Origin of the sequence: Glycomyces sp. TRM65418 (genome assembly GCF_019710475.1) — a bacterium.
Classification (GTDB): Bacteria; Actinomycetota; Actinomycetes; order Mycobacteriales; family Micromonosporaceae; genus Glycomyces.
Genome location: NZ_JAJFAX010000001.1, coordinates 466,467 through 489,282, shown reverse-complemented (window position 1 = coordinate 489,282; position 22,816 = coordinate 466,467). Strand labels below are relative to the sequence as shown.

Genomic DNA, 22,816 nt, shown 5'->3' with positions numbered 1-22,816 from the left:
CGGCCGGGCGCTCCCGCGGTCACTTCGTGAGCCCGGCCCGGCGCAGCGCCTCGGCCATCGCGCTCTGCGGGGCCGCCTGCTGGCCGCCGCGCTGGCGCGGCTGCTGCCGGCCGTTCCCCTTGCCGCCCTTGCCCTGGCCCTTGCCCCTGCCGCCGCGCGGCTCGGCGCCGCCGGCTTCGGGTTCGTCGTCCAGCCGCATGGTCAGCGCGATGCGCTGGCGCTGCAGGTCGACGCTGAGCACCTTCACCTTGACCACGTCGCCGGGTTTGACGATCTCGCGCGGGTCCTCGACGTACCGGTTCGCGAGCGCGGAGATGTGCACCAGGCCGTCCTGGTGGACGCCGATGTCGACGAACGCGCCGAACGCCGCGACGTTCGTCACGGCCCCTTCGAGGAGCATCCCCGGCTGGAGGTCCGAGACCTTCTCCACGCCCTCCTTGAAGGTGGCGGCCTTGAACTCCGGGCGCGGGTCGCGGCCGGGCTTCTCCAGTTCGGCGAGGATGTCGGAGACCGTGGGGACGCCGAAGCGGTCGTCGGCGAAATCGCCGGGCTTGAGTTTGCGAAGGGTCTTCGCGTCGCCCACGAGCCCGCCGATCGGCGCGCCGGTGGCGGCCAGGATCCGCTCCACGACCGGGTAGGCCTCGGGGTGGACCGCGGAAGCGTCGAGCGGGTTCGCCCCGCCCGGCACCCGGAGGAACCCGGCGGCCTGCTCGAAGGCCTTGGGGCCCAGGCGGGGAACGCTCAGCAGGGCCTTGCGGTCCGGGAAGCGGCCGTGCTCGTCGCGGTACGCCACGATGTTCGCGGCCACGCTCTCGGAGAGGCCCGAGACCTGCGACAGCAGCGGCACCGAGGCGGTGTTCAGGTCCACGCCCACGGCGTTCACGGCGTCTTCGACTACGGCCTCAAGGGATTTGGTGAGTTTCGACTCAGTGAGGTCGTGCTGGTACTGGCCGACGCCGATGTGCTTCGGCTCGATCTTGACGAGTTCGGCGAGCGGGTCCTGGAGCCGCCGGGCGATCGAGACGGCTCCGCGCAGGGACACGTCCATGCCCGGGAGCTCCTTGGTGGCGTACGCGGAGGCCGAGTAGATCGAGGCCCCGGCCTCGGAGACCACGATCTTCGCCAGCTCCCCGCCGCCCGCGGCGGTGTACGCCTTGATGAGGTCGGCGGCCAGCTTGTCGGTCTCCCGCGAGGCGGTGCCGTTGCCGATGGCGATGAGCTGCACGCCGTGCTTCTCGACGAGCGCACCGAGGGTCGCGAGCGAGGCGTCCCACTGGTTCTGGGGCTGGTGCGGGTAGATCGCGGTGGCGTCGAGGACCTTGCCCGTGGGGTCGACGACGGCCACTTTGACGCCGGTGCGGTAGCCCGGGTCGAGGCCCAGCACCGTCTTCGGCCCGGCCGGGGCCGCCAGCAGCAGGTCCTTGAGGTTCGCGGCGAAGACCTTGACGGCCTCGTCCTCGGCGAGCTGCCACAGCCGCATCCGCAGGTCCACGCCGAGCTTGACGAGGATGCGGGTGCGCCAGGCCCACGAGACGGTCTTGGCGAGCCACGCGTCGGCCGGCCGGCCCTCGTCCCGGACGCCGAACTTGGCCGCGATGACGGCCTCGCAGTCGGCCCCGTCCGCCTCCGATTCGCCGGGTTCCAGGGAAAGCGAGAGCACCTCTTCCTTCTCGCCGCGCATGAGCGCGAGGACCCGGTGCGAGGGGAGCGTGGTGAACGTCTCGGCGAAGTCGAAGTAGTCCGAGAACTTCGCGCCCTTCTCCTCCGCGCCGTCGCGCACTCGCGACACCAGCCGGCCTCGCCGCCACATGCGTTCGCGCAGGTCGCCGATGAGGTCGGCGTCCTCGCTGAAGCGCTCGGTGAGGATCGCGCGGGCCCCGGCGAGCGCGGCGGCCGCGTCGTCGACCTCCGCCTCGGGGTTGAGGAAGCCCGCCGCAGCGGTCTCCGGATGCTGTGAGGGATCACTCAGCAGCAGATCCGCGAGCGGCTCCAGACCGGCCTCGCGGGCGATCTGCGCCTTGGTGCGGCGCTTGACCTTGAAGGGCGCGTAGAGGTCTTCGAGTCGGGCCTTGGTGTCCGCGGCCTCGATCTGCGCGGCGAGCGCATCGGTGAGTTTGCCCTGCTCGCCGATGGATTCGAGCACCGCCTTGCGGCGGGCCTCCAATTCCCGCAGGTAGCCGAGGCGCTCTTCGAGGCCGCGCAGCTGCTCGTCGGAGAGGCCCCCGGTGGCCTCCTTGCGGTACCGGGCGATGAACGGAACGGTGGAGCCGTCGTCGAGCAGGGCGACGGCCGCGCGGACTTGATGGGCGCCGACCGAGAGTTCTTCGGCGATGCGTTGATCGATAGCTTGAGCCACGGGAGGATTCTGCCAGAGCGCTGCGACAACATGCTTCCAAGCCGGAAGCCCCCACCCCCCGGTGGACGCTCCCGCGAGCATTGGGTAAAGTTCTATCCCGTCGCCGGGGGAACGAAAAACCCCAGGCAGACATGCGGACGTAGCGCAGTTGGTAGCGCGACACCTTGCCAAGGTGTAGGTCGCCGGTTCGATCCCGGTCGTCCGCTCGGAGCTCGAAAGAGCGCTGTCCCGGACGATTAGCTCAGCGGGAGAGCACTCCCCTGACACGGGAGAGGTCACTGGTTCAATCCCAGTATCGTCCACAGAAGCGAGAAGCCCGGGTTCGCAAGACCTGGGCTTCCTTCGCATCAGGGTGGGTTGTCCGAGTGGTTAGGTAACGGCCTGCAAAGCCGTGCACACGGGTTCGAATCCCGTACCCACCTCCACAGCATTCCTTCTTCTTCGCGCGGGCTCCCGGGCCCCGCGGTATCCGTCTCCGATCGTCCTCGTCGACGAACGCTCGTCCAGTTCCGACTGGCGGCGAACCCCTCCCGAGCGGAGGATCGCCGACGCGGCGGCCCACGGCCTCGCCGCGGAGTGCCGCGCCCACGGCCTGCTGCTCGCGAAGCGGGCCTGACCGCTCGCCTCGGGCGAGTCCGGGGAGGCGATACGCTGTGGCGCATCATGACGACCGACGATGAACGGCTCCGACGGACGGCCCGCGCCTGGGACGACGCGGCGGACGGGTACGACGCCTATTTCGTCCCGCGGTTCGCGCCCTGGGTCGAGCTCGCGGTCGCGGCCGTCGCCGCCCCCGACCTCCCGGACGGCCCCGTCCTCGTACCGTGCTGCGGGACCTTCCCCGAACTCGACCTGCTGGTCGAACGCTTCCCCGATCGCGAGATCGTCGGCATCGACCTCTCGCCGGGCATGATCGAGCGGGCCCGCGAACGGGCCGCCGGCCGGCCCCGTGTCGAGGCGGTCGTGGCGGACGCCGCCACGCTCGACCCGCGCTGGTCCGGCCGCTGCGGCGCGGTCGTCTCCGTCTTCGGCCTCCAGCAGCTGCCCGACCCCGAGCACGCCGTCCGGTCCTGGCTGGACGCGCTGCGCCCCAACGGGCGGCTCTCGATCGTGTTCTGGCCGGAGGTCACCGAGACGGACGGGCCGTTCGCGCTCCTGGCCGAGGTGACCGGCGAGCATCTGCCCGCCGGCGACGACGACGCCTGGGAGGACGCGCTCGCCGCCACGGTGACCGAGCACGGCGCGACGCTCGAACGCGACGAGCTCCCGGTCTACCCGATGGCGCACCGCGACGCGGCCGAGGTCTTCGACGCCTGGGCGAGCTCGGGCCCGGGCCGCTCCCTGGTCCTCTCGCGAGGCGACGCGTTCGTCGACATGCTGCGCGCCGAGTTCCTCCGGAGAGCGCCGGTCGGCGAGTGGCGTCACCGCCCCCGCGCCCGCCTCGTCGCCGCGCGCCGCTGAGGCCCGCCGCGCTGCACCGGCGCGCGGTGCCGTCTTCGCATTCGGCGACGAGGCCGCCATCGCACCCGATCGGCCGAGATTCGACGAGCACGCTCCGTGTTCACCGGTGCCGTGCCCGGGTATCCCCGTCGCCAGCGCGAGCTGCAGCGGATCCTGCTCGGGAAGGCGACGACATGACACCACGGCAACCCGGCGCCGAAGCATGGGTGCCCGAAGGCGGCGACATCGACCGGCTGCGCGAGGCGGCCCGGACCTGCGAAGGCTGCGAGCTGTACCGCGAAGCCACGCAGACCGTCTTCGGCGAGGGCGACGAGCACGCCCGCGTCGTCCTGGTCGGCGAGCAGCCGGGCGACGTCGAGGACCGGGAGGGCGAACCGTTCGCAGGTCCGTCCGGGCGGCTGCTGGACCAGGCGCTCGAGGAGGCCGGGATCGACCGGTCCCGGCTCTACGTCACCAACGCGGTCAAGCATTTCAAGTTCGAGCGGGCCGAACGCGGCGGCCGCCGCCTCCACAAGAAGCCGGCCCGCAGCGAGGTGGTCGCCTGCCACCCTTGGCTGCGCGCCGAGCTGGACGCGATCCGGCCCGCGCTCGTGGTCGCGCTCGGGGCGACCGCCGCCCAGTCCCTCATGGGCCCGGCGTTCCGCGTCAGCACCCAGCGGGGCGAGGTCTACGACCTGGAGCTGGAGGGGACGGAGGTGCAGTGCGCGTTCCTGGCGACGGTCCATCCCTCCGCGGTGATCCGCCTGCACGGCGACGATCGCGCCGAGGCGCTCGCGCGGTTGGTCGACGACCTGCGGAAGGCCGCCGAAACCGTCGAGGCCGCGCACTGAGGCACGGGACGGCACCGGGCCTCAGCAGGTGCGGCCCTGTCCGGCGGTCCTTGGCAGGGCGAGCCCGTCCCGGACCGGCTCCCGATGGAGTCCTTCCCCACGGGCAACGAGAGCCGGACCGTCCACGTCTACGAGGGCGGCGAGGCCGTCGCCGAGGTGGCCACCGGCGACGGGGTCGCGCTGCCCGTCGCCGTCGCGTACTCCATGCCGGGCCAGATCGTCACGAACACCGGCGCGTTCGGCGACCCGGTCCTCAGCGCCCGGCCCCCCGAGCTGTGGTGAGCCGCGGACGGCGGAACGGCCCCGGATCGCTCCGGGGCCGCCCGCCGTTCGACGCCTATTCGGTCGCCGTCGCCTCGGCGGCTTCGCCCTCGATCGCCGGCGTGACGCCGTTGACTGGGATGCGCTGCGGCTGCGGGGCGGGCTTGACCGCGCCCGCCACGCGCACCGTGAGGAGCCCGTCGGCGACCTCCGCGCTCAGCTGCTCGGCGGTCGTGCCCTCCGGGAGGGTGAACTCGCGGCGGAACGTGCCGCCGGCCAGGCCGCGCACGAGGTAGCGGTCGCCTTCGGCGGCCTCGCGGCGCCGTCGCTCGGCGGTGATCGAGAGGCGGCGCCCCTCGAGTTCGACCGTGACGTCCTCCGGGCTCACGCCGGGAACCGCGGCGGTGACCACGAGGTCCTCGCCTTCGGTGTAGACGTCGGCGCGCAGGGTGTACTGCACCGATCCCTGGCCGAAACCGGCCCGGACCAGGCGCTCGAACTCGCGGTCGAACTGTCGGAACGCCGCGTAAGGGTGCTGGTAGCGAACGATCATGGTGGCGGTCTCCTTCCTCGGGATTAGCACTCTCAACCCGAGAGTGCCAACGCCCTGTAGGACGCCCGCCCGCCGCCGAATATTTCGGCCCGTGACACGGACCACTCCCTCCGCATACTGGCCCGCCGTGAAGGAAATACCGAAACGAACCGGGCATCGACGCGTTCGCTCCTAGACTGACTCCGTTTCCGAGCTGAGGGGGTGCTCATGCGGTCGCTCCAGTCGACACTGGCGGCACTGGCGGGACTCGCCCTGCTCCTCTGGGCCCCGCCCGCCCCGGCCGCGGCTCCGATCCTCCTCTCGGGCCCCGTCACCGACCAGGTCGGCGCCGTCGCCGGCGAAGAAGCCGAGATCCAGGACGCCATCGCGGACCTCAAGGCCGACACCGGCATCGGCCTCTACGTCGTCTACATCGCCGACTTCGGCGGCTACGAACCGCAGACCTGGGCCGACACCACCGCCATCGACAGCGGACTCGGCACCGACGACCTCCTGCTCGCCGTCGCCACCGAGGAGCGCCGCTACACCTGGTCCGTCGCCTCGGGCTTCCCGCTCACCGACGGCCAGCTCAACGAGGTCGCCGCCGACCGGATCGGACCGCGACTGGCCGAAGGGGACTGGGCCGGGGCCGCGATCGGCGCCGCCGAAGGCTACAGGGCCGCCTCCACCGGAGAACGCTCCTCCGGCTCCTCCGGCGGCCTCTCGCCCGCCTGGCTCCTGGTCCCGCTCCTCCTCATCGCCGCCGTGCTCCTCTTCCTTTGGTTCAGGAAGCGCCGCCCCGCCCGAGCCGTCGGCGCGCCCACCACCGGACAGCGCAAGAAGCTCACCACCGAGCAGCTCAACAACGAGGCCAACCGGCTCCTCGTGGCGACCGACGACGCGCTCCGCACCAGCGAGCAGGAACTCGGCTTCGCGGAGGCCGAGTTCGGCGCCGAGCAGACCGCCGCGTACACCACCGCGCTGACGTCGGCCAAGGCCGAGCTCTCCGCCTCGTTCACGCTCCGCCAGGAACTCGACGACGAGGTCCCCGAGACCGAACCCGAACGCCGCCAGATGCTCTCGGAGATCATCGACCGGCTCGTCAAGGCCAACCGGGAACTGGACGCCAAGGCGGCCGACTTCGACCGGCTCCGCGACCTCGGCCGGCGCGCCCCCGAGGCCGTCGCCGCGCTCAAGGAACGAGGTGCGGCCCTGCGCCCGAAGCTCGACGAGTCCCGCACGGCGGTGGCGGCCCTCCGTGAACGACACCCCGCCTCCGCCTCCGCCACGGTCGCCGACTTCCCCGACACCGCCGAGGACCGGCTGCGCTTCGCCCAAGAGCACCTCGCCGAGGCCGAGGAGGCGATCGACGCGGGCGACCGGGGCCGGGCCGCCGTACTCGTACGGGCCGCCGAGGAGGCGACCGCGCAGGCCGAGCAGGCGGTCGAAGCCGTCCAGCGGCGGGCCGAGGAGATCGACGCCGCCGCCGCGCGCCTGCCGGCCGTACTCGACGAAGCCGCCGCGAACGCCGCCGAGGCCCGCCGCCTGGCCGCGGCCACCGATGCCGGTCCCGGGGTCGCCGCCCGGGCGGCGCGTTCGGAGGCGGTCGTCGCCGACGCCCGCCGCGCCATGTCGGCCGGATCCGTCGATCCCCTCGAGACCATCGCCGGCGTCGAACGGGCCCAGGCCGACCTCGACCGCGAAGTCCAGGCGCTGCGCGACGCCGCCCAGAACGCCAGGCGGGCGAAGGAGCAGCTCGGCCAGGTCCTGCTGAGCGCGCGGAGCACCACGGCCGCCGTCGAGGACTACGTCAACACCAACCGCGGCGCGGTCGGCCCCGAGGCCCGCACCCGCCTCAACGAGGCCAAGCACCACCTCGCGCAGGCGTCGGCGCTGCAGGACCGGGACCCGGCGCAGGCGCTCGACCTGGCCCACCGGGCCGACGCGCTCGCGAACGAGGCCTCCGCCGGCGCCCAGCGGGACGTGCGCGGCTACCTGTCTCCGAGCAACCCGAACCAGGGCGGACCCGCCATGGGCGGCAACGCCGGAGCCGTCCTCGGCGGGATCCTCCTGGGCAATCTGCTCGGCGGCGGGTCCGCGCGCCCCGGCGGCTTCTCCACCGGTTCCGGAGGGCATCGGCGCGGTGGGGTCCCGGGTTCGTTCGGGGGCGGCGCGACCCGCGGCCGGCGAGGAGGCGGGGGCCGATTCTGAAGGACCCGGTGACCGACACGATCCAGCACGATCTCAAGGAGACCACCATGACCAAGAAGCAGTCGATCCTCGGGCGCATCGGGCAGCTCGTCAAGGCGAACATCAACGACGTCATCGACAACGCCGAGGATCCCGAGAAGATGCTCACGCAGATGGAGCGCGACTACAAGAACAGCATCGTCGAGGCGGAGAACTCGATCGCCGAGACCATCGGGAACCTGCGGCTCATGGAGGACGACCACGAGGCCGACTCGCAGGCGGTCGAGGAGTGGGGCGCCAAGGCGCGCACCGCGAGCCGCAAGGCCGACGAGCTGCGGGCGGCGGGCAACGACGCCGAGGCCGACCGTTTCGACAACCTCGCCAAGGTCGCGCTGGGCAAGCAGATCGCGTTCGAGAAGGAGATGAGGGCCAACGAGCCGATCATCGCGGGCCAGCGCGAGGTGGTCGAGAAGCTGAAGCATTCCCTGGCGGCGATGAAGTCGAAGCTGTCCGAGCTGCAGTCGAAGCGGAGCAGCCTGGTCGCGCGGCAGCGGACCGCTCAGGCGCAGCAGCAGGTCACCGAGGCGCTCGGCGGCATCGACGTGATGGACCCCCTCAGCGAGGTCAGCCGGTTCGAGGAGAAGGTCCGCCGCGAGGAGGCAAAGGTGCGGGGCCATCAGGAGCTGGCCATGTCCTCCTTGGATCAGCAGTTCGAGGACCTCGAGAGCCTCGGCGACGAGGCCGAGATCGAGGCCCGCATGGCGGCCCTCAAGTCGGGGTGAGCGACACCCCGGCACCGTCCCCGGGCCGCGCCGGCGACCCGGGGCGAGCCGCGCCCCGTCCCGCACGCGGCGCGGCTCCTCAAGCGGCGCTCTCGCGCAGCGGCAGGTCCCAGACCTGGTTCACCAGGTCGTCCTTGCCGAACATCCGCACCGGCTTCTCGCTGGTCAGGGCGAACCCGGCCTCCTCGTAGAGCCGCCGGGCCGCATCCAGGACGCCCATGGTCCACAACGTCATCGACAGGTACCCGGCCTCGCGGGCGAAGTCGACGCAGCGGCGCACGAGCAGCCCGCCGACGCCCTTGCCGCGGCCGGACGGCTCGACCCACAGCAGCCGCAGCTTCGCGACCGACCCGCCCGCGTCCACGCACATGACCGACCCGACCGGCTCGCCGTCGAGTTCGGCGATCCAGACGGCCTCGCGGCTGGGGTCGTGGCCGGCGGCGAAGTCGGCCACGATGCGCGCGACGAGCGCCTCGTACTCCTCGTTCCAGCCGAACTCCTCCCAGTAGCCCTTCCCCTGGCGGTGCACGATCCAGCCGAGGTCGCCGGGCCGCGCCTCGCGCAGCACCACGGATGAATGCGGGTCGGTCATGGTCGCCTCCGGTCATCGAACGGTCGATCCGTCCACGCTATGACGGGCCGCCCTGCGGGACAAGGAGAAAATCAGGATTGCCGTCCGGCGCTCCGGCGGCGAGAATGGCCCGATGGAAATCGCCATCCGCCCCCGCCTCGCCCGCGCCGACGTCGAGGCCATCGCCCGGCGGCACCTTCCGGGACCGGTCGACGTCGTCGGCCACGAGGAGTTCCAGGACGGCTTCTTCAACGCCGCGCACGCCCTCGAACTGGCCGACGGCCGCCACGTGGTCGTCAAGGTCGCCCCCGACAGGAACCTCAAGCTGCTGCGCTACGAAGTCGACCTCATGGCGACCGAGATCGAGTGCTTCGAGCGGGGCCTCGCCGCGGGCGTGCCGATGCCCGCGCTCCACTACGGCGACCCCGACGGCGGCGTGATGATCATCGACCGCCTCAACGGCGTCACGCTCCCGAACGCGAGGGACGACATGTCCGAGGCCGAGCTCCTGGCCGTGCGGCGCGAGATCGGGGCCCTGAGCGCACGCTTCGCCACGGTCACCGGTGAGCGGTTCGGCTACCCGCGCAAGAGCGGCCGCACCGTCGCGGACACCTGGTCCGAGTCGTTCCAGGCGATGATCGCGGACGTCCTCGCCGACGCCGCCGAGCAGGGCTCGCCGCTGCCGCGTCCCGCCGAGGAGATCGCCGCGCTCGTCGCCGCCGAGCGCGACCTGCTCGACGAGGTGACCCGACCCGCGCTCGTCCACTTCGACCTGTGGGACGGCAACGTCTTCGTCGAGCGGGCCGAGTCCGGTTGGCGCGTCGAGGCGTTCATCGACGGCGAGCGGGCGTTCTACGGGGATCCGATCGCCGAGATCGTCTCCCTCTCGTTCGGTTCCGCCGAGGAGACGGCGGCGGCCGTGGACGGCTTCCTGGGCCGGGAGCTGACGGCGGGGGAGGAGCGGCGGCTGGCCCTCTACCGGATCTACCTGATGCTCATCCTCGTCGTCGAGTGCGCCGTGCGCGGCTTCGACGAGGAGCAGACCGCCCACCAGATCAAGTGGTCGACCGAGGTCCTCGTCAGGAACCTCGCGCTCCTGGAGGCGTGACCGGATCTAGTGGACGGTCCCGGTCCCGGTCTCGTGGCCGTGGTCGTCCGGGTCGGTCCGCTCGGCGGCCCGATCCCCGGTCGCCTTGGCGAGCCCGTACGGCGGCATGTTGACGTAGGAGGTGTCGTGGGCCCCGGCCGGGACCCGGTACAGCTCGTGCCAGAGGCCGACCTCGCCGTTGCTCTTGACGTTGCGGTTGAACCACTTCCAGAAGCCGCGGTGGCCGTGGACCCGGGAGTGCGCGTACCGCTCCAGGTGGTCCTCGCTGCGCCAGTACTGGACGACCATGATCACGCGGCCGCCGACCATGATCCGCGAGTCGAGCAGGCCGAGGTCCGGGTCGGCCTCCAGTTCCCGCAGCATCCGCGGCATGGCGGTGAACACCGGGACCCACTTGCCGAACTTCCAGAACTTGTTGATCCGCATGCCGACCGTGAAGACCACGAGGTCCTCGTCGTGGTCGACTACGACGCGACCGGGTCTGACCTTCGCCACGTGCAGTCCTCCAAGGGGTTGCGAGCGTACCTCCCTCAAGAGACTGACGAAGCGTGTTCACCTCGTGTCAAGGCGTCGTCCGATGCCGCTGCGCCGCTTGAGGAGACGGGTCAGCCCGACCAGCGCCACTCGGCGACGGCGGGCACGTCCTCGCCGTGGAGGCGGGTGTGCTCCCGGGCCGCGTGCCGGGCGTCCACCATCTCCTGCCGCAGGCCCGCGGCGTTCGGGCCCAGGCCCGGCACGCGGTCCACGACGTCGATGACGAGGCGGTAGCGGTCGAGGTCGTTGAGCATCACCATGTCGAACGGCGTCGTCGTGGTCCCCTCCTCCTTGTAGCCGCGCACATGGAGGTTGCGGTGGTTGGTGCGGCGGTAGGTCAGGCGGTGGATGAGCCACGGGTAGCCGTGGTAGGCGAAGAGGATCGGCTTGTCGGTGGTGAAGACCGTGTCGAACTCGCGGTCGGTCAGGCCGTGCGGGTGCTCGGAGTCGGGCTGGAGCCGCATGAGGTCCACGACGTTGACCACGCGCACGCGCAGGTCGGGCAGGTGGCGGCGCAGGAGGTCGGCGGCGGCCAGGACCTCGAGGGTCGGCGCGTCCCCGGCGCAGGCGAGCACCACGTCCGGCTCGTGCCCGTCGTCGGTGGACGCCCACTCCCAGATGCCGAGGCCCCGTTCGCAGTGGCGCACGGCCTCGTCCATGCTCAGGTACTGGAGCGCCGGCTGCTTCCCGGCGACCACCACGTTGACGTACTGCCGCGAGCGCAGGCAGTGGTCCATGGTGGACAGCAGAGTGTTGGCGTCCGGCGGCAGGTAGACGCGGACGACGTCGGCCTTCTTGTTCATGACGTGGTCGATGAAGCCCGGGTCCTGGTGCGAGAAGCCGTTGTGGTCCTGGCGCCACACGTGGCTCGACAGGAGGTAGTTGAGCGAGGCGACCGGGCGGCGCCACGGGATGCCGCCGGAGGCGTCGAGCCATTTGGCGTGCTGGTTGAACATCGAGTCGACGATGTGGATGAACGCCTCGTAGCTGGTGAACAGCCCGTGCCGGCCCGTCAGGAGGTAGCCCTCCAGCCAGCCCTGGCACAGGTGCTCGGAGAGGACTTCCATGACGCGTCCGTGCGGGGCCTGGTGCTCGTCGGTCGGCAGCAGTTCGGCCTCCCACTGCCGGTCGGTGGTCTCGAAGGCCGCGCTGAGGCGGTTCGAGGCGACCTCGTCGGGCCCGAAGAGCCGGAACCGGTCCGGGTTCGCGGCGATGACGTCCCGCAGCCACGCGCCCAGCGTCCGCGTGGCCTCCCCGAGCGTGCGCCCGTGGCCCTCGATCGCGACGCCGTACTCGCGGTAGTCCGGCAGCACCAGGTCGCGCAGCAGGAGACCGCCGTTGGCGTGCGGGTTGGCGCTCATGCGCGCCTCGCCCTCCGGAGGGAGGCCGAGCAGCTCCGGGACGGGCTTGCCGGTGGCGTCGAACAGCTCCTCGGGCCGGTACGACCGCATCCAGGATTCGAGCATCGCGAGGTGCTCGGGATCGGAGCGCACCGCCGCGAGCGGCACCTGGTGGGCTCGCCACGTGCCCTCGACGGGGACGCCGTCGACCTCCTCGGGTCCGGTCCACCCCTTGGGGGTCCGCAGGATCACCATCGGCCAGCGCGGCCGCACCGGTTCGCCGTCCGCGCGCCGCCGGGCGTCGGCGCGGATCTCGGCGATACGGTCGAAGCACGCGTCGAACGCCGCGGCGAGCCGCTGATGGACTTCCGCGGGGTCGTCGCCCTCCACCAGGTGCGGCTCGTAGCCCGCGCCGCGGAAGAAGGAGACGCGGTCCTCGTCGGAGATGCGCGCGAAGATCGTCGGGTTCGCGATCTTGTAGCCGTTGAGGTGCAGGATCGGCAGGACCGTGCCGTCCGAGACCGGGTTGAGGAACACATTGGAGAACCACGATCCGGCCAGCGGGCCGGTCTCGGCCTCGCCGTCGCCGATCACGCAGGCCACGGTGAGGTCCGGGTTGTCGAACGCGGCCCCGTAGGCGTGCGAGAGGGCGTAGCCCAGCTCGCCGCCCTCGTGGATCGAGCCGGGCACGTCGGGGGCCACATGGGACGGTATGCCCCCGGGGAAGGAGAACTGGCGGAACAGCTTCCGCATGCCGTCCTCGGAGTGGTCCACCGACGGATGCAGCTCGGGGTAGGTGCCCTCCAGCCAGGTGTTCGCCACGATGGCGGGGCCGCCGTGGCCGGGCCCGGCCACGTAGATCATGTCGAGGTCGCGGGCCGTGATGCAGCGGTTGAGGTGCGCGTAGATCAGGCTCAGGCCAGGGCTGGTGCCCCAGTGGCCGAGCAGGCGCGGTTTGATGTGCTCGGGCCGCAGGGGTTCGCGCAGGAGCGGGTTGTCGAGCAGGTAGATCTGGCCGACGGTGAGGTAGTTGGCGGCGCGCCAGTAGGCGTCGATCCGGGCGAGCTCGGCGTCGTCCAGCGGCGCCGCGGTGTGCGAGGCGGCGGGGTCGGAGTGGCGGGTCTTGGAGGTGTCCATGCGTCCGAGGGTGCCGTATCCGGCGCGGGCGCATGGTGATTCGCAAGAATTCCTCGTGCCTGATCGACGCGCCCGCGCGCCGCGCTGTTCAGTCGACCTCTTTGAGCATCCGCTCCACCGACACCAGGCGGCTCTTGATCTCCATGAGCGAGGCCTTGATCTCGGCCGAGTCCGCGCCGGTGCGCTCCGCGAGCTCCCGGTAGTTCGCCTCGCGGGCGGCCGAGGCCTGCGCCTTCTTGGTCGAGGCCCAGACGAGCATCGCCGCGATCACGATCGCGGCGATGAGCAGGGCGAATCCGAAGACGAACAGCATCCCGGCGTTGGCAGTGGACATAACGAGGCTTCCTTCTCTGGGTCGGTCTTGTCGGCGTCGGTCTTCGGAGGGTCGGTCTTGCCCGTGTCGGGCAGCGTCGGCAGCGACGCCTTGACGATCTGCGGGGTGATCCGGAGCGCGAACGGCACGGCCTCGAAGTACTTGACGGCCTTGCCGTCCTCCGAGAGCTCCAGTGAACCCGTCACCAGGCCCGCGGCCTGGAGCTTCTGCAGGTGCATGTGGAGCAGCGGCCGGCTCATGCCCAGCCGGCGGGCCAGCAGGCTCACGTACTGGCGCCCGTCCGCGAGCGCGCCGAGGATGCGCAGCCGGTGCGGGTTCGCCAGGGCCGAGCAGGCCGCGAGCAGGGCCGCGCCGGTGTACTCCTCGTCCTCCATGAAAACCATCCTTGTCGTATGTCAGAAAATTCTGACACATGTCAGATCGAGACGCAAATGCCGGGCCGGAGCGGTCGTAAACGGGTTGCCGCGCAGCGACGCCCGGCGGAAGAATCAGGACATGCTGGCCGACCACCTCCCCGTCCACCGGCTCCGGTTGCGCACCGAACGCCTGGAACTGCGCCTGCCCGAGTCCTTCGACGAATTGGCCGCGCTCGCCGACGCCGCCGCGGCGGGGGTCCACGACCCGGACTTCATGCCCTTCGGCGTCCCCTGGACCGAAGGCGGACCCGAGGCGGTCGCCCGCAGCGTCGCGCTCTGGTACCACCGGGCCATCGGCCGCTGGGACGCCCAGGACTGGGGCTTCCCCTTCGTCGTCTTCCACGAAGGGAAGCCGATCGGTGTGCAGGTCTTGAGGGGCACGCGGTTCGCGGTCACCCGCGAGGTCAGCACGGGCTCGTGGATCGGCCTGGCCTTCCAGGGCCGAGGTCTGGGCAAGGAGATGCGCGCCGCCGTGCTGCACCTCGCGTTCGCGGAACTCGACGCCGAATACGCCACCAGCGGCTCCTACGACGGCAACGGCGCCTCCGCGGGCGTCTCGCGGCGCCTCGGCTACCGCGAGGACGGCATCCAGCACCCCGTGGTCCAAGACGTCCGCCGCACCGAGCAGCGCTGGCGACTCGACCGCGAGGCCTGGGAGGCGCACCGCCGGCACGAGGTCGCCGTCGAAGGCCTCGACCGGGACGTCCTCGACATGCTCGGCCTCGGCGTGTCAGAAAGCGACGCGTGATGCTCACCGACTACCTGCCGATCTACCGGATCCGCCTGCGCACCGAACGGCTCGAACTGCGCCTGCCCGACCTCGGCGACCTGGTCGCCCTCGCCGACCAGGCCGCCGCGGGCGTCCACGACCCCGACTTCATGCCGTTCCCCACGCCCTGGACCGAGGCCGAACCGGTCGAGCGCGGCCGCGCCACGATCCAATGGCAGATGCGCGCGATCATGAACGCGACACCGGAGGACTGGACGCTGCCGTTCGTCACCGTCTTCGACGGCCAGGTCGTCGGCATGCAGGAGGTCGCCGCGAAGGACTTCAAGGTCAAGCGGGAGGGCGCCACCGGCTCGTGGCTCGGCCTCGCCCACCACGGCAAGGGCGTCGGCACCGAGATGCGCGCCGCCGTGCTCGACTTCCTCTTCAACGGGCTCGGCGCCGACTACGCGGTGAGCGCCTCGTTCGACGGCAACGAGCCCTCGGCGGGCGTCTCGCGCAAACTCGGCTACCGGGCCGACGGCATCGAGCACCACGTGCTGCGGAATGAACGCCGCGTCGACCGGCGCTGGCGGCTCACCCGCGAGGACTGGGAGGCCCACCGCAGGCACGAGGTCGCGATCGAGGGCCTCGACGAGGACGTGCTGCGGGCGCTCGGCCTCGGGCCCGATGCGTGAGCGATGAGCGGGCTTGGGGCGCGGCTCAGGCGTGAGCCGCGCCCCAAACGGACCCAAGGCCCCATGAAGTCCCGTTGAACGATGCGCTACAGTAATGCTCGTTCGCGGGGCGATCCCGCGAGATGCGGACGTAGCGCAGTTGGTAGCGCGACACCTTGCCAAGGTGTAGGTCGCCGGTTCGATCCCGGTCGTCCGCTCAGATGTGCAAGGCCCGGCGGTTTCGCCGGGCCTTTTCGTTCGCCTCCGCAGCGGGGGCGTGCTCGGCGAGGGCCTCCCGGCCGGAGGCCCTCTGCCGCATCCCTATTCCTTGACGTTCTTCGGCACCCAGCGGGCGCCCATCTCCTCCTCGCTCGGGGCCGTGCCCGGCAGTGGCGCTGCACCCGGGGCGCGCAGCGCCTCCAGATACAGCTCCAAGGCCCGCAGGCGCAATTCTCGCGTCCGCTCCCCGCTGCCGAGGTTGATCGAGGCGATCGACTCGGTCACGAGGGCGAGATCGCCGTTCTCCACCTCCTCGCGCAGGACGCCGGCATCCCTCAACTTGACGATGAGTGCCCGGTTCAGCGCGTCCGCCGCGACGCCGGCCTCGAACATGTCCGGAGTGGGCGTGAAGGTCCCCGCGAGCTTGACCGTGATCGAAGGCGTGTCGGCTGAGACGACTCCTCTCATGAAGGCCCGGAAGGCCTCCCAAGGGTCGCCTTCGTCCTCGAGCGCCTCGCGCACCAGTTCGGTGTACCGGGCCAGGCCGTCGCTGCAGAGCTTGCGGACCAGATCCTCCTTGCTCGGGTAGCGCCGGTACAGTGCGCTGATGCCGACGCCGGCGCGCTTGGCCACCTCGGCGATCGGCGCCTCCGGGTCGGCGACGAACACCTCCTGGGCGGCCTCGAGGATGAGCTTGTCGTTGCGGGCGGCCTGTGCCTTGCGTCCGCTGAGCGGCTTGTCGGTCATGACGGCATCCTAACTGGAACAGAGTAGTTCATTCTGATACGCCGCCGACCGGGCGCGCCCTCGCGGGCCCGACCGGTCGGCGGGAGATCGACCGCCTAGTGCTCGGCCTTCGCCTGCTTCGGCAGGCCGAAGGCCACGAAGAACGCGATCACCGTGAGCACGACGGTCAACCCGGTGACCCACTGCGCCGCGCCCATCGACTCGGCCGCGCCGTCGCCGATGGCGAACCGGCTGAAGAAGACCGTGCCGAGGCCCGCCACGCCCAGCGCCGCCGCGCCCTGCTGGAAGGACTCGAGCAGGCCCGAGGCCGAGCCGACCTCGTGGTCTTCGAGCTCACCGACGATGATCCCGAACAGCGGCACGAAGATCATGCCCATCCCGATCCCGTACACCAGCAGCGCCGGAGCGAGCGCCCACGTCCCCGGAGCCGCGGCCGCGCCGAACTGGAACCACAGCACCACCAGGCCGACGGTCATCACGGCGAGGCCCAGGTGCAGGACGCCGCGTCCGAGCTTCGGCGCGAGGCCCGCGCTGGACCCGGAGCCGATGAACGCGCCGACCGCCCACGCGGCCATCGCCAGGCTCGCCTTGAGGGGGCTGAAGCCGAGGCCGAGCTGGAGGAACAGGCCGACCGCGAGGGAGAACCCGGTGACCGCGCCGAAGAAGACGACCACGAACGCGCTGCCGGAGGTGTAGGAGCGCTTCTTGAAGACGCTCAGCTCGATCAGCGCGGTCCGGCCGGAGCGGGCGCGGCGCACCTGGCCGCGGGCGAAGACCGCCAGGACCGGGACCGCGGCGGCGAGCATGACGAGCGACCAGGCGGGCCAGCCGAGTTCGTGGCCTTCGACCAGCGGGACGAGCAGGAGGCACATCCCGACGGCGGCGACGACCGCGCCCCCGAGGTCGAGCTTCAGGTGCTTGACGGTGGGCGCGCCCGCCGGGAGGGTCTTGACGCCCAGGACGAGGGCGGCGATGCCGAGCGGGAGGTTGAGCAGGAAGATCGAGCGCCAGCCGGTGCCGAACAGGTCGGCGTCGACGAGCAGGCCGGCCGCGATCGGTCCGGCGATGGAGGCGAGGCCGATCATCGGGCCGAAGAGCGCGTAGGCCTTGCCCATGTCCCGGCCGAACATGTCGCGGATGAGTCCGAAGCACTGCGGCACCATCACGGCCGCGAAGGCGCCCTGGACGACGCGGGCGGCGAGCAGGAGGCCGATCGACCCGGCCGCGCCGCAGGCGACCGAGGCGGCGATGAAGCCGACCAGGCCGATCATGAGGACGCGCTTGCGGCCGAACATGTCTCCGAGGCGGCCGCCGGTGAGCAGGCCGATCGCGAGGGTGAGGGTGTATCCGGCGGCGAGCCACTGGAGGTGCGAGGCGTTGCCGCCGAGTTCGGCCCGGATCGCCGGGGCGGCGACGTTGACGATCGAGGCGTCGAGCAGGTTGAGGAGGGTCGCCGCGAGGATCGCGATGAGACCGAGCCAGCGGCGGGGGAACGGCGCGGGCGATTCGGTCGCGGCAGCAGGCTTCTCGGGTTCGACGGCGGTGACGGGAGGGGCTTCGGTGGACAGGCTCACGGTGACTCCAGTGGGTGCGAGTTCGTTGGAACGGAACGCTTGATTCCACTATAGCAGACCGGAATGATCTGTTCCACTACGAGTCCGAAGATTTTCCCGCCATCCGATGAACAGCGAAAACGCCCGCCTGTGGGCAGGCGAGCGAAGGAAGCATCGGGCTCCGGCCTTCACAACCGGCATCCGGAAGACCGCCAATGACCACCTGAGATGGGAGGAGGACGTCGCGAGGCGCAAGGGGGCCGGGGCCGCGAACTGGTGGTCGCCGCCGTGATCGGGTCTGCTGGGCGGTGCCCATGGTCGGGACCGGAACGGCGGTCGTCGACGGTCGCGGCGCTCGGGCGCGCAGGCCCGCACGGCGGGCACCGGCGGTCGACGCCGCGCTCAGGTCCCCGAACCGGTGCGGCCGCCCGCGATCGCTGCGCACCACGGCGGGCCTGCGGGCGCCGCGGCCGGGCTCAGGTCTGCTGGCCCGCGTTCAGGTAGCCGAAGATGATGATCATCGCGACCGCCGCGATCACCAGCCACAGCGTGGCCTTGCGGAACTTGTGGCGCGCGCCGGGGGAGAACCACATGATCGCCGCGATGATGAGGAGCACCCCGACCACCACGCCGGGCGCGGAGTTCAAACCTTCGTCCAACTTGATCCCAATCCCGTCAGAGGCCGACCGTGCCTCGACCTTTCTACCGGTCGTCCTCTCCATCATTCAGGCCGGGTCCCGACCGGTCAACCCGAACGCCGTTGCGGCCCGCCTCCCGGACCGGCGGCCACACAGGACCGTCTGCGCGGCTCACCACTCGCAGCCGGTGCCGACGCTGTTGCGGCTGTGGTAGTACACCGTGATCTGCGCGGAGTAGTCGGCCGTCTGGCCCGAGCGCGGCGACTGCGTCATCACCTCGCAGTGCTCGGGCTCGGGCGAGAACGCGAAATACCCGACGGCCGCCACGGCGTTCGCGAACCCTTGCGCCGCAAGCTCGTCGCGGGCCTCGAACGCCGTCGGACCGAGGACGCTCGGCACTTCGCCGCCGCCCTCCTTCGGCTGATCGGGCTCGCTGGTCTCGTTCCGGACCTCGGGATCGTCGTCGCCCGTGGGCTCGCCGTCGGTGTCGCCGCCTTCGCCGCCGCCGTCTTCGTCCTGCGGATCGGCCGCCTCCTCTGACGGCGTCGGCAACGCGATCGCCTGCGGGCCATGGAGTGTCGGAGTCCGGCGGCTCGCGGGGGCGTGCGCTGCTGTCGGGCAGGGAGACGATCGCCGTCCGAGCCCGTCTCACGGCGGGCCCGCCCGAGGGATCGGTTCCGCACCAGTGTGACCTCCGGCGTCCGGCGGCGGTTCCCCGGGTGGGCGTTCGAACCCCGGCCGGACGAAATCCCGTAGGCTGTCAAGCGAACCGGAGCGGCGAACTCGACAGGAAACGTCACGAGGCGGCCCACAGGCGCGCCGGACGAGGAGTACCTTATGACCGAATTCATCGAAGTCCCCAAAGGCCTGGACCGCGTCATCGTCGCCGACACCGAGATCGGCGACGTCCGCGGCGAGGAGGGCTTCTACCACTATCGGCAGTACAGCGCCGTAGACCTCGCCCAGCATTGTTCTTTCGAGCAGGTCTGGTACCTCATGACCCGTGCGGCGCTGCCCACCCGCGCGCAGCTCGAGGAGTTCAAGGCGCAGACCGCCCCGTACCGGACCCTCACTCCGCAGCTGCGCGAACTCCTGCCGCACCTCACCGGCGCCTCGCCGCTCGACGCCCTGCGCACCGCCCTCTCGGCCGCGTGCGCGGCCCGGCCGATGAAGCCCGTGCTCGACATCGACGAGGACGCCCGCGCCGACGACGCCCTCTTCGCGTGCGCCGTCACTCCCACGATCCTCACCGCGATGTGGCGGCTCGGCCAGGGCCTCGAACCGCTCGACCCGCGCGAGGACCTCGGCTACGCGGCCAACTACCTGTACATGATGACCGGCGAGGTGCCCTCCGAGGCCGCCGCGCGCGCCGTCGAGCACTACCTCATCCTCACCGTCGACCACGGCTTCAACGCCTCCACGTTCACCGCCCGCGTCATCGCCTCCACCGGCGCCGACCTCGGCGCGGCCCTGGTCGGCGCGGTCGGGGCGCTCTCCGGGCCGCTCCACGGCGGCGCGCCCTCCCGGGCGCTGGACGCCCTCGACGCGATCGGCGGGCCCGAGAACATCGACGCCTGGGTCCGCGGGGAACTGGAGGCCGGGCGGCGCATCATGGGCTTCGGCCACGCCGTCTACCGGACCGACGACCCGCGCTCGCTCCACCTGCGCGACGTCGCCGACGAACTCGGCGGCGACATCGTGGACTTCGCCAAGACCGTCGAGCGCCGCGTGATCGAGATCCTCGCCGAGGTCAAGCCCGACCGCAAGCTCTACACGAACGTCGAGTTCTACGCGGGCGTGGTCATGGAGCTCGCGGGCGTGCCGCGCCCGATGTTCACGCCCACGTTCACCTCCAGCCGCGTGGTCGGCTGGAGCGCCAACATCCTCGAGCAGGCCAGGGACTCCAAGATCATCCGCCCGCGGGCCCGCTACGTCGGCGCCCCGCCGCCGCAGCCGGTCCCCGAGGGCGGCTTCGCGGCATGACGGTGCGCGGCGGGGCGCGGCCTGCGGCGAGCGCCGCCGGCCACGCCTCACCGCACACGTCCGGGTGACATGCGCGCCGCACCGCCCGGTTCTCGTCGCACCCGCGCGGGAGGATCGAGGCTACGGTCCCCGGGCGGGCGGGCGGGGGTCGGGGACGGTCGTCGGCAGCCTGCACCAGGACTGCGGCCGCACCGGCCTCCGTGGCCGCGCCCGCCCGGTCCCGGCGGCCCGGCCGGGACCGCTCGGTCACAGGCGCGGCTCACAGGTGAGCCGCCGCGCAGATCCGCTGCGCGGCAGACACAGGATGGATAGCGTTGGAGCCGTGGCTCAAAGTCTCTATCTCGCCAGTCTGGACCCCGGCAGCGGCAAGTCGGCCGTAGCGGTCGGCGTCATGGACCTGCTCACCCGGCGCGCCGGCTCCGTGGCCGTCTTCCGCCCCATCGTCCGCGACGAGCACGCCCGCCCGGCGCCCGACCCCCGCGGCCTGCACACCGACGCCCGGCCGCAGGGCGACCCCGTCATCGCCGTGCTCCGCGAGCGGTACCGGCTCTCGAGCCCGTACGAGGCCTCGGTCGGCGTCACCTACTCGGACGTGCGCGCCGACGCCGACGCCGCGCTCACCCAGATCGTCGAGCGCTACCACGCGCTGGCCGACGCCCACGACGTCGTGCTCGTCGTCGGCTCCGACTACTCCGATGTGGGCGCCTCCGTCGAGTTCACCTACAACACCCGCATCGCCGTGAACCTCGCCGCGCCGATGCTGCTCGTCATCACCGGCTACCGCAAGACCCCCGCCGACATCGCCGCGGCGCTGCGCTTCGGCGTCGCCCAGGCCGAAGCCGACCACGCGACCGTGCTCGGCACCATCGTCAACCGCGTCGACGCCGCCGACGCCGAGCTCGTCAAGGCCGCCCACCCCGGCACCGGCGTCATCGTCGAGGACCCGATGATCGAGGCCCCCACGGTCGGCGAGCTCATCGACGCCGCCGACGCCACGCTCATCTCCGGCGACCCCGAGGTCTTCACCCGCACCGTCGGCGACGTGGTCGTCGCCGCGATGACCCTCCCGAACCTCCTCACCCGACTCGCCGACGACAAGGCCGTGATCCTCCCCGGCGACCGCTCCGAGGTCCTCCTCGGACTCCTCGCCGCCCACCAGGCCGAGGGCACGCCGAGCCTCTCCGCGGTGTTCCTCACCGGCGGCATCCGGCCCGAGCCGCAGATCCTCGACATCGTCGCGGGGCTCGACTCGCGCCTGCCGATCGCCTTGGTGCAGCACGACACCTTCGACATGGCCAACCTCGTCGGCGACGTGTCCGGCTCGCTCGCCTCGGGCGGCCAGCGCAAGATCACCCGGGCGCTCGAAGGCTTCGCCGCGGGCGTGGACGGCGACGACCTCCTCGACCGGCTCGCCCTCGCCAAGCCCACCGTGGTCACGCCGATCATGTTCGAGCACGCCATGATCGGGCGCGCGAAGTCCCTCGACAAGCACATCGTGCTGCCCGAGGGCACCGAGCCGCGCATCCTCAAGGCCGCCGAGATCCTCATGCGGCGCGACGTCGCCCGCCTGACCCTCCTCGGCGAGGAGTCCGAGATCCGTTCGCAGGCCGCGCAACTGGGCGTCGACCTCGGCGGGACCGCCGTCCTCAACCCGGGCGACCACGAGATCCGCGAGCGCTTCGCGAAGGAGTACGCGCAGCTGCGCGCCCACAAGGGCGTCACCGCGGACCAGGCCTACGACACCGTGGCGGACGTGTCCTATTTCGGCACCATGATGGTCCACACGGGCATGGCCGACGGCATGGTCTCCGGCGCGGTGCACACCACCGCCCACACCATCCGGCCCTCCTTCGAGATCATCAAGACCAAACCCGAAGTGGCCGTGGTCTCCTCGGTGTTCTTCATGTGCCTGGAGGACCGCGTCCTCGTCTACGGCGACTGCGCGGTGAACCCGAACCCCGATGCCGAGCAGCTCGCCGACATCGCGCTATCCTCTGCTGACACCGCCACCGAGTTCGGCGTCGAACCGCGCGTGGCGATGCTCTCCTACTCCACCGGCACCTCGGGCCACGGCGAAGCCGTGGACAAGGTCCGGGCGGCCACCGAGATCGTCCGGTCCCGCCGGCCGGACCTCCCGGTGGAGGGGCCGATCCAGTACGACGCCGCCGCCGACGCCGGCGTCGCGGGCACGAAGCTGCCGGAGTCGCAGGTGGCCGGGAAGGCGACGGTCTTCATCGTCCCCGACCTGAACACCGGCAACAACCTGTACAAGGCCGTGCAGCGCTCCGCCGGGGCGATCGCCGTGGGGCCGGTGCTCCAGGGCCTGCGCAAGCCCGTGAACGACCTGTCGCGGGGCGCGACCGTGCCCGACATCGTCAACACCGTCGCCCTGACCGCCATCCAGGCGAGCCAGACCGCCTAGCCGAGCCCGGCACCGAAGG

General features: G+C 71.6%; 21 protein-coding genes and 4 tRNA genes. 14 read left to right on the top strand and 11 right to left on the bottom strand.

The features are described from left to right. Nucleotides 1-19: 19 nt before the first annotated feature. Nucleotides 20-2,356 carry a Tex family protein gene (locus K3N28_RS02230; protein ID WP_255640246.1) on the bottom strand — a complete coding sequence of 779 codons (2,337 nt, stop codon included), beginning with the start codon at nucleotides 2,354-2,356 and terminating at the stop codon, nucleotides 20-22. Nucleotides 2,357-2,489: 133 nt separating this feature from the next. Between K3N28_RS02230 and K3N28_RS02225 the strand changes: the two genes are divergently transcribed. From K3N28_RS02225 to K3N28_RS02200, 6 genes are all read left to right on the top strand, one after another. Continuing rightward, a tRNA-Gly gene (locus tag K3N28_RS02225) sits at nucleotides 2,490-2,562 on the top strand. Between the two features lie 24 nt (nucleotides 2,563-2,586). Continuing rightward, nucleotides 2,587-2,658 (top strand) — tRNA-Val (locus tag K3N28_RS02220). A 49-nt stretch (nucleotides 2,659-2,707) separates the two neighbouring features. After that, nucleotides 2,708-2,781 (top strand) — tRNA-Cys (locus tag K3N28_RS02215). Between the two features lie 238 nt (nucleotides 2,782-3,019). Beyond that, a complete protein-coding gene (locus K3N28_RS02210; protein ID WP_228090841.1) occupies nucleotides 3,020-3,817 on the top strand; it encodes a trans-aconitate 2-methyltransferase in 798 nt (265 codons plus the stop codon). 173 nt (nucleotides 3,818-3,990) lie between these two features. After that, on the top strand, nucleotides 3,991-4,647 hold the full coding sequence (locus K3N28_RS02205; protein WP_228090840.1) for a UdgX family uracil-DNA binding protein: 657 nt from the start codon (nucleotides 3,991-3,993) through the stop codon (nucleotides 4,645-4,647). Between the two features lie 84 nt (nucleotides 4,648-4,731). Further along, complete coding sequence (locus K3N28_RS02200) at nucleotides 4,732-4,929, top strand: hypothetical protein (RefSeq protein ID WP_228090839.1); 198 nt, start codon at nucleotides 4,732-4,734, stop codon at nucleotides 4,927-4,929. Nucleotides 4,930-4,984: 55 nt separating this feature from the next. Here the strand turns inward: K3N28_RS02200 and K3N28_RS02195 are convergent, their stop codons facing one another. Next, nucleotides 4,985-5,461, bottom strand: coding sequence for an Hsp20/alpha crystallin family protein (locus K3N28_RS02195; protein WP_228090838.1), 477 nt, complete (start codon nucleotides 5,459-5,461; stop codon nucleotides 4,985-4,987). Nucleotides 5,462-5,668: 207 nt separating this feature from the next. Here K3N28_RS02195 and K3N28_RS02190 point away from each other — a divergent pair, with 207 nt between their 5' ends. Together K3N28_RS02190 and K3N28_RS02185 are read left to right on the top strand one after the other, a co-directional pair. Then, the gene (locus K3N28_RS02190; protein ID WP_228090837.1) at nucleotides 5,669-7,651 is read left to right on the top strand and encodes a TPM domain-containing protein; all 1,983 of its coding nucleotides are present in this window, start codon (nucleotides 5,669-5,671) and stop codon (nucleotides 7,649-7,651) included. 47 nt (nucleotides 7,652-7,698) lie between these two features. Next, entirely contained in the window at nucleotides 7,699-8,412 is a 714-nt protein-coding gene (locus tag K3N28_RS02185; RefSeq protein WP_374209671.1) for a PspA/IM30 family protein, read from the top strand. A 79-nt stretch (nucleotides 8,413-8,491) separates the two neighbouring features. Here the strand turns inward: K3N28_RS02185 and K3N28_RS02180 are convergent, their stop codons facing one another. After that, entirely contained in the window at nucleotides 8,492-9,004 is a 513-nt protein-coding gene (locus K3N28_RS02180; protein ID WP_228090835.1) for a GNAT family N-acetyltransferase, read from the bottom strand. Between the two features lie 112 nt (nucleotides 9,005-9,116). Between K3N28_RS02180 and K3N28_RS02175 the strand changes: the two genes are divergently transcribed. Next, a complete protein-coding gene (locus K3N28_RS02175) occupies nucleotides 9,117-10,091 on the top strand; it encodes a phosphotransferase family protein (protein ID WP_228090834.1) in 975 nt (324 codons plus the stop codon). Nucleotides 10,092-10,097: 6 nt separating this feature from the next. On the opposite strand, the gene K3N28_RS02170 is transcribed toward K3N28_RS02175, so the two are convergent. From K3N28_RS02170 to K3N28_RS02155, 4 genes are all read right to left on the bottom strand, one after another. Beyond that, nucleotides 10,098-10,586, bottom strand: coding sequence for a DUF4188 domain-containing protein (locus K3N28_RS02170; protein ID WP_228090833.1), 489 nt, complete (start codon nucleotides 10,584-10,586; stop codon nucleotides 10,098-10,100). Nucleotides 10,587-10,696: 110 nt separating this feature from the next. After that, nucleotides 10,697-13,102: a phosphoketolase gene (locus K3N28_RS02165; RefSeq protein ID WP_228090832.1), complete on the bottom strand. Its 2,406-nt coding sequence runs from the start codon at nucleotides 13,100-13,102 to the stop codon at nucleotides 10,697-10,699. An 88-nt stretch (nucleotides 13,103-13,190) separates the two neighbouring features. Then, on the bottom strand, nucleotides 13,191-13,436 hold the full coding sequence (locus K3N28_RS02160) for a hypothetical protein (protein WP_228090831.1): 246 nt from the start codon (nucleotides 13,434-13,436) through the stop codon (nucleotides 13,191-13,193). Further along, entirely contained in the window at nucleotides 13,370-13,810 is a 441-nt protein-coding gene (locus tag K3N28_RS02155) for a winged helix-turn-helix domain-containing protein (RefSeq protein ID WP_228090830.1), read from the bottom strand. Before K3N28_RS02155 ends, K3N28_RS02160 begins: the two co-directional genes overlap by 67 nt. Before the next feature lie 121 nt (nucleotides 13,811-13,931). Between K3N28_RS02155 and K3N28_RS02150 the strand changes: the two genes are divergently transcribed. From K3N28_RS02150 to K3N28_RS02140, 3 genes are all read left to right on the top strand, one after another. Then, a complete protein-coding gene (locus K3N28_RS02150; protein ID WP_228090829.1) occupies nucleotides 13,932-14,600 on the top strand; it encodes a GNAT family N-acetyltransferase in 669 nt (222 codons plus the stop codon). Continuing rightward, on the top strand, nucleotides 14,600-15,256 hold the full coding sequence (locus tag K3N28_RS02145; protein ID WP_228091379.1) for a GNAT family N-acetyltransferase: 657 nt from the start codon (nucleotides 14,600-14,602) through the stop codon (nucleotides 15,254-15,256). Before K3N28_RS02150 ends, K3N28_RS02145 begins: the two co-directional genes overlap by 1 nt. Nucleotides 15,257-15,380: 124 nt before the next feature. After that, nucleotides 15,381-15,453, top strand: a tRNA-Gly gene (locus tag K3N28_RS02140). A 103-nt stretch (nucleotides 15,454-15,556) separates the two neighbouring features. Here K3N28_RS02140 and K3N28_RS02135 read toward each other — a convergent pair. The 4 genes from K3N28_RS02135 to K3N28_RS02120 all read right to left on the bottom strand — a co-directional run bounded on the left by K3N28_RS02135 (nucleotide 15,557) and on the right by K3N28_RS02120 (nucleotide 18,944). Further along, nucleotides 15,557-16,201 carry a TetR/AcrR family transcriptional regulator gene (locus K3N28_RS02135; RefSeq protein WP_228090828.1) on the bottom strand — a complete coding sequence of 215 codons (645 nt, stop codon included), beginning with the start codon at nucleotides 16,199-16,201 and terminating at the stop codon, nucleotides 15,557-15,559. A gap of 95 nt (nucleotides 16,202-16,296) precedes the next feature. Then, nucleotides 16,297-17,775, bottom strand: a complete 1,479-nt coding sequence (locus tag K3N28_RS02130; RefSeq protein ID WP_228090827.1) for an MFS transporter — start codon at nucleotides 17,773-17,775, stop codon at nucleotides 16,297-16,299. Between the two features lie 455 nt (nucleotides 17,776-18,230). After that, complete coding sequence (locus K3N28_RS02125) at nucleotides 18,231-18,413, bottom strand: hypothetical protein (RefSeq protein WP_228090826.1); 183 nt, start codon at nucleotides 18,411-18,413, stop codon at nucleotides 18,231-18,233. Nucleotides 18,414-18,563: 150 nt separating this feature from the next. Next, nucleotides 18,564-18,944 carry a PASTA domain-containing protein gene (locus tag K3N28_RS02120; RefSeq protein ID WP_228090825.1) on the bottom strand — a complete coding sequence of 127 codons (381 nt, stop codon included), beginning with the start codon at nucleotides 18,942-18,944 and terminating at the stop codon, nucleotides 18,564-18,566. 285 nt (nucleotides 18,945-19,229) lie between these two features. Here K3N28_RS02120 and K3N28_RS02115 point away from each other — a divergent pair, with 285 nt between their 5' ends. Together K3N28_RS02115 and pta are read left to right on the top strand one after the other, a co-directional pair. Then, the gene (locus tag K3N28_RS02115; protein WP_228090824.1) at nucleotides 19,230-20,375 is read left to right on the top strand and encodes a citrate synthase/methylcitrate synthase; all 1,146 of its coding nucleotides are present in this window, start codon (nucleotides 19,230-19,232) and stop codon (nucleotides 20,373-20,375) included. 304 nt (nucleotides 20,376-20,679) lie between these two features. After that, nucleotides 20,680-22,797 carry a phosphate acetyltransferase gene (gene pta, locus K3N28_RS02110; RefSeq protein ID WP_374209644.1) on the top strand — a complete coding sequence of 706 codons (2,118 nt, stop codon included), beginning with the start codon at nucleotides 20,680-20,682 and terminating at the stop codon, nucleotides 22,795-22,797. Nucleotides 22,798-22,816: the final 19 nt, after the last annotated feature.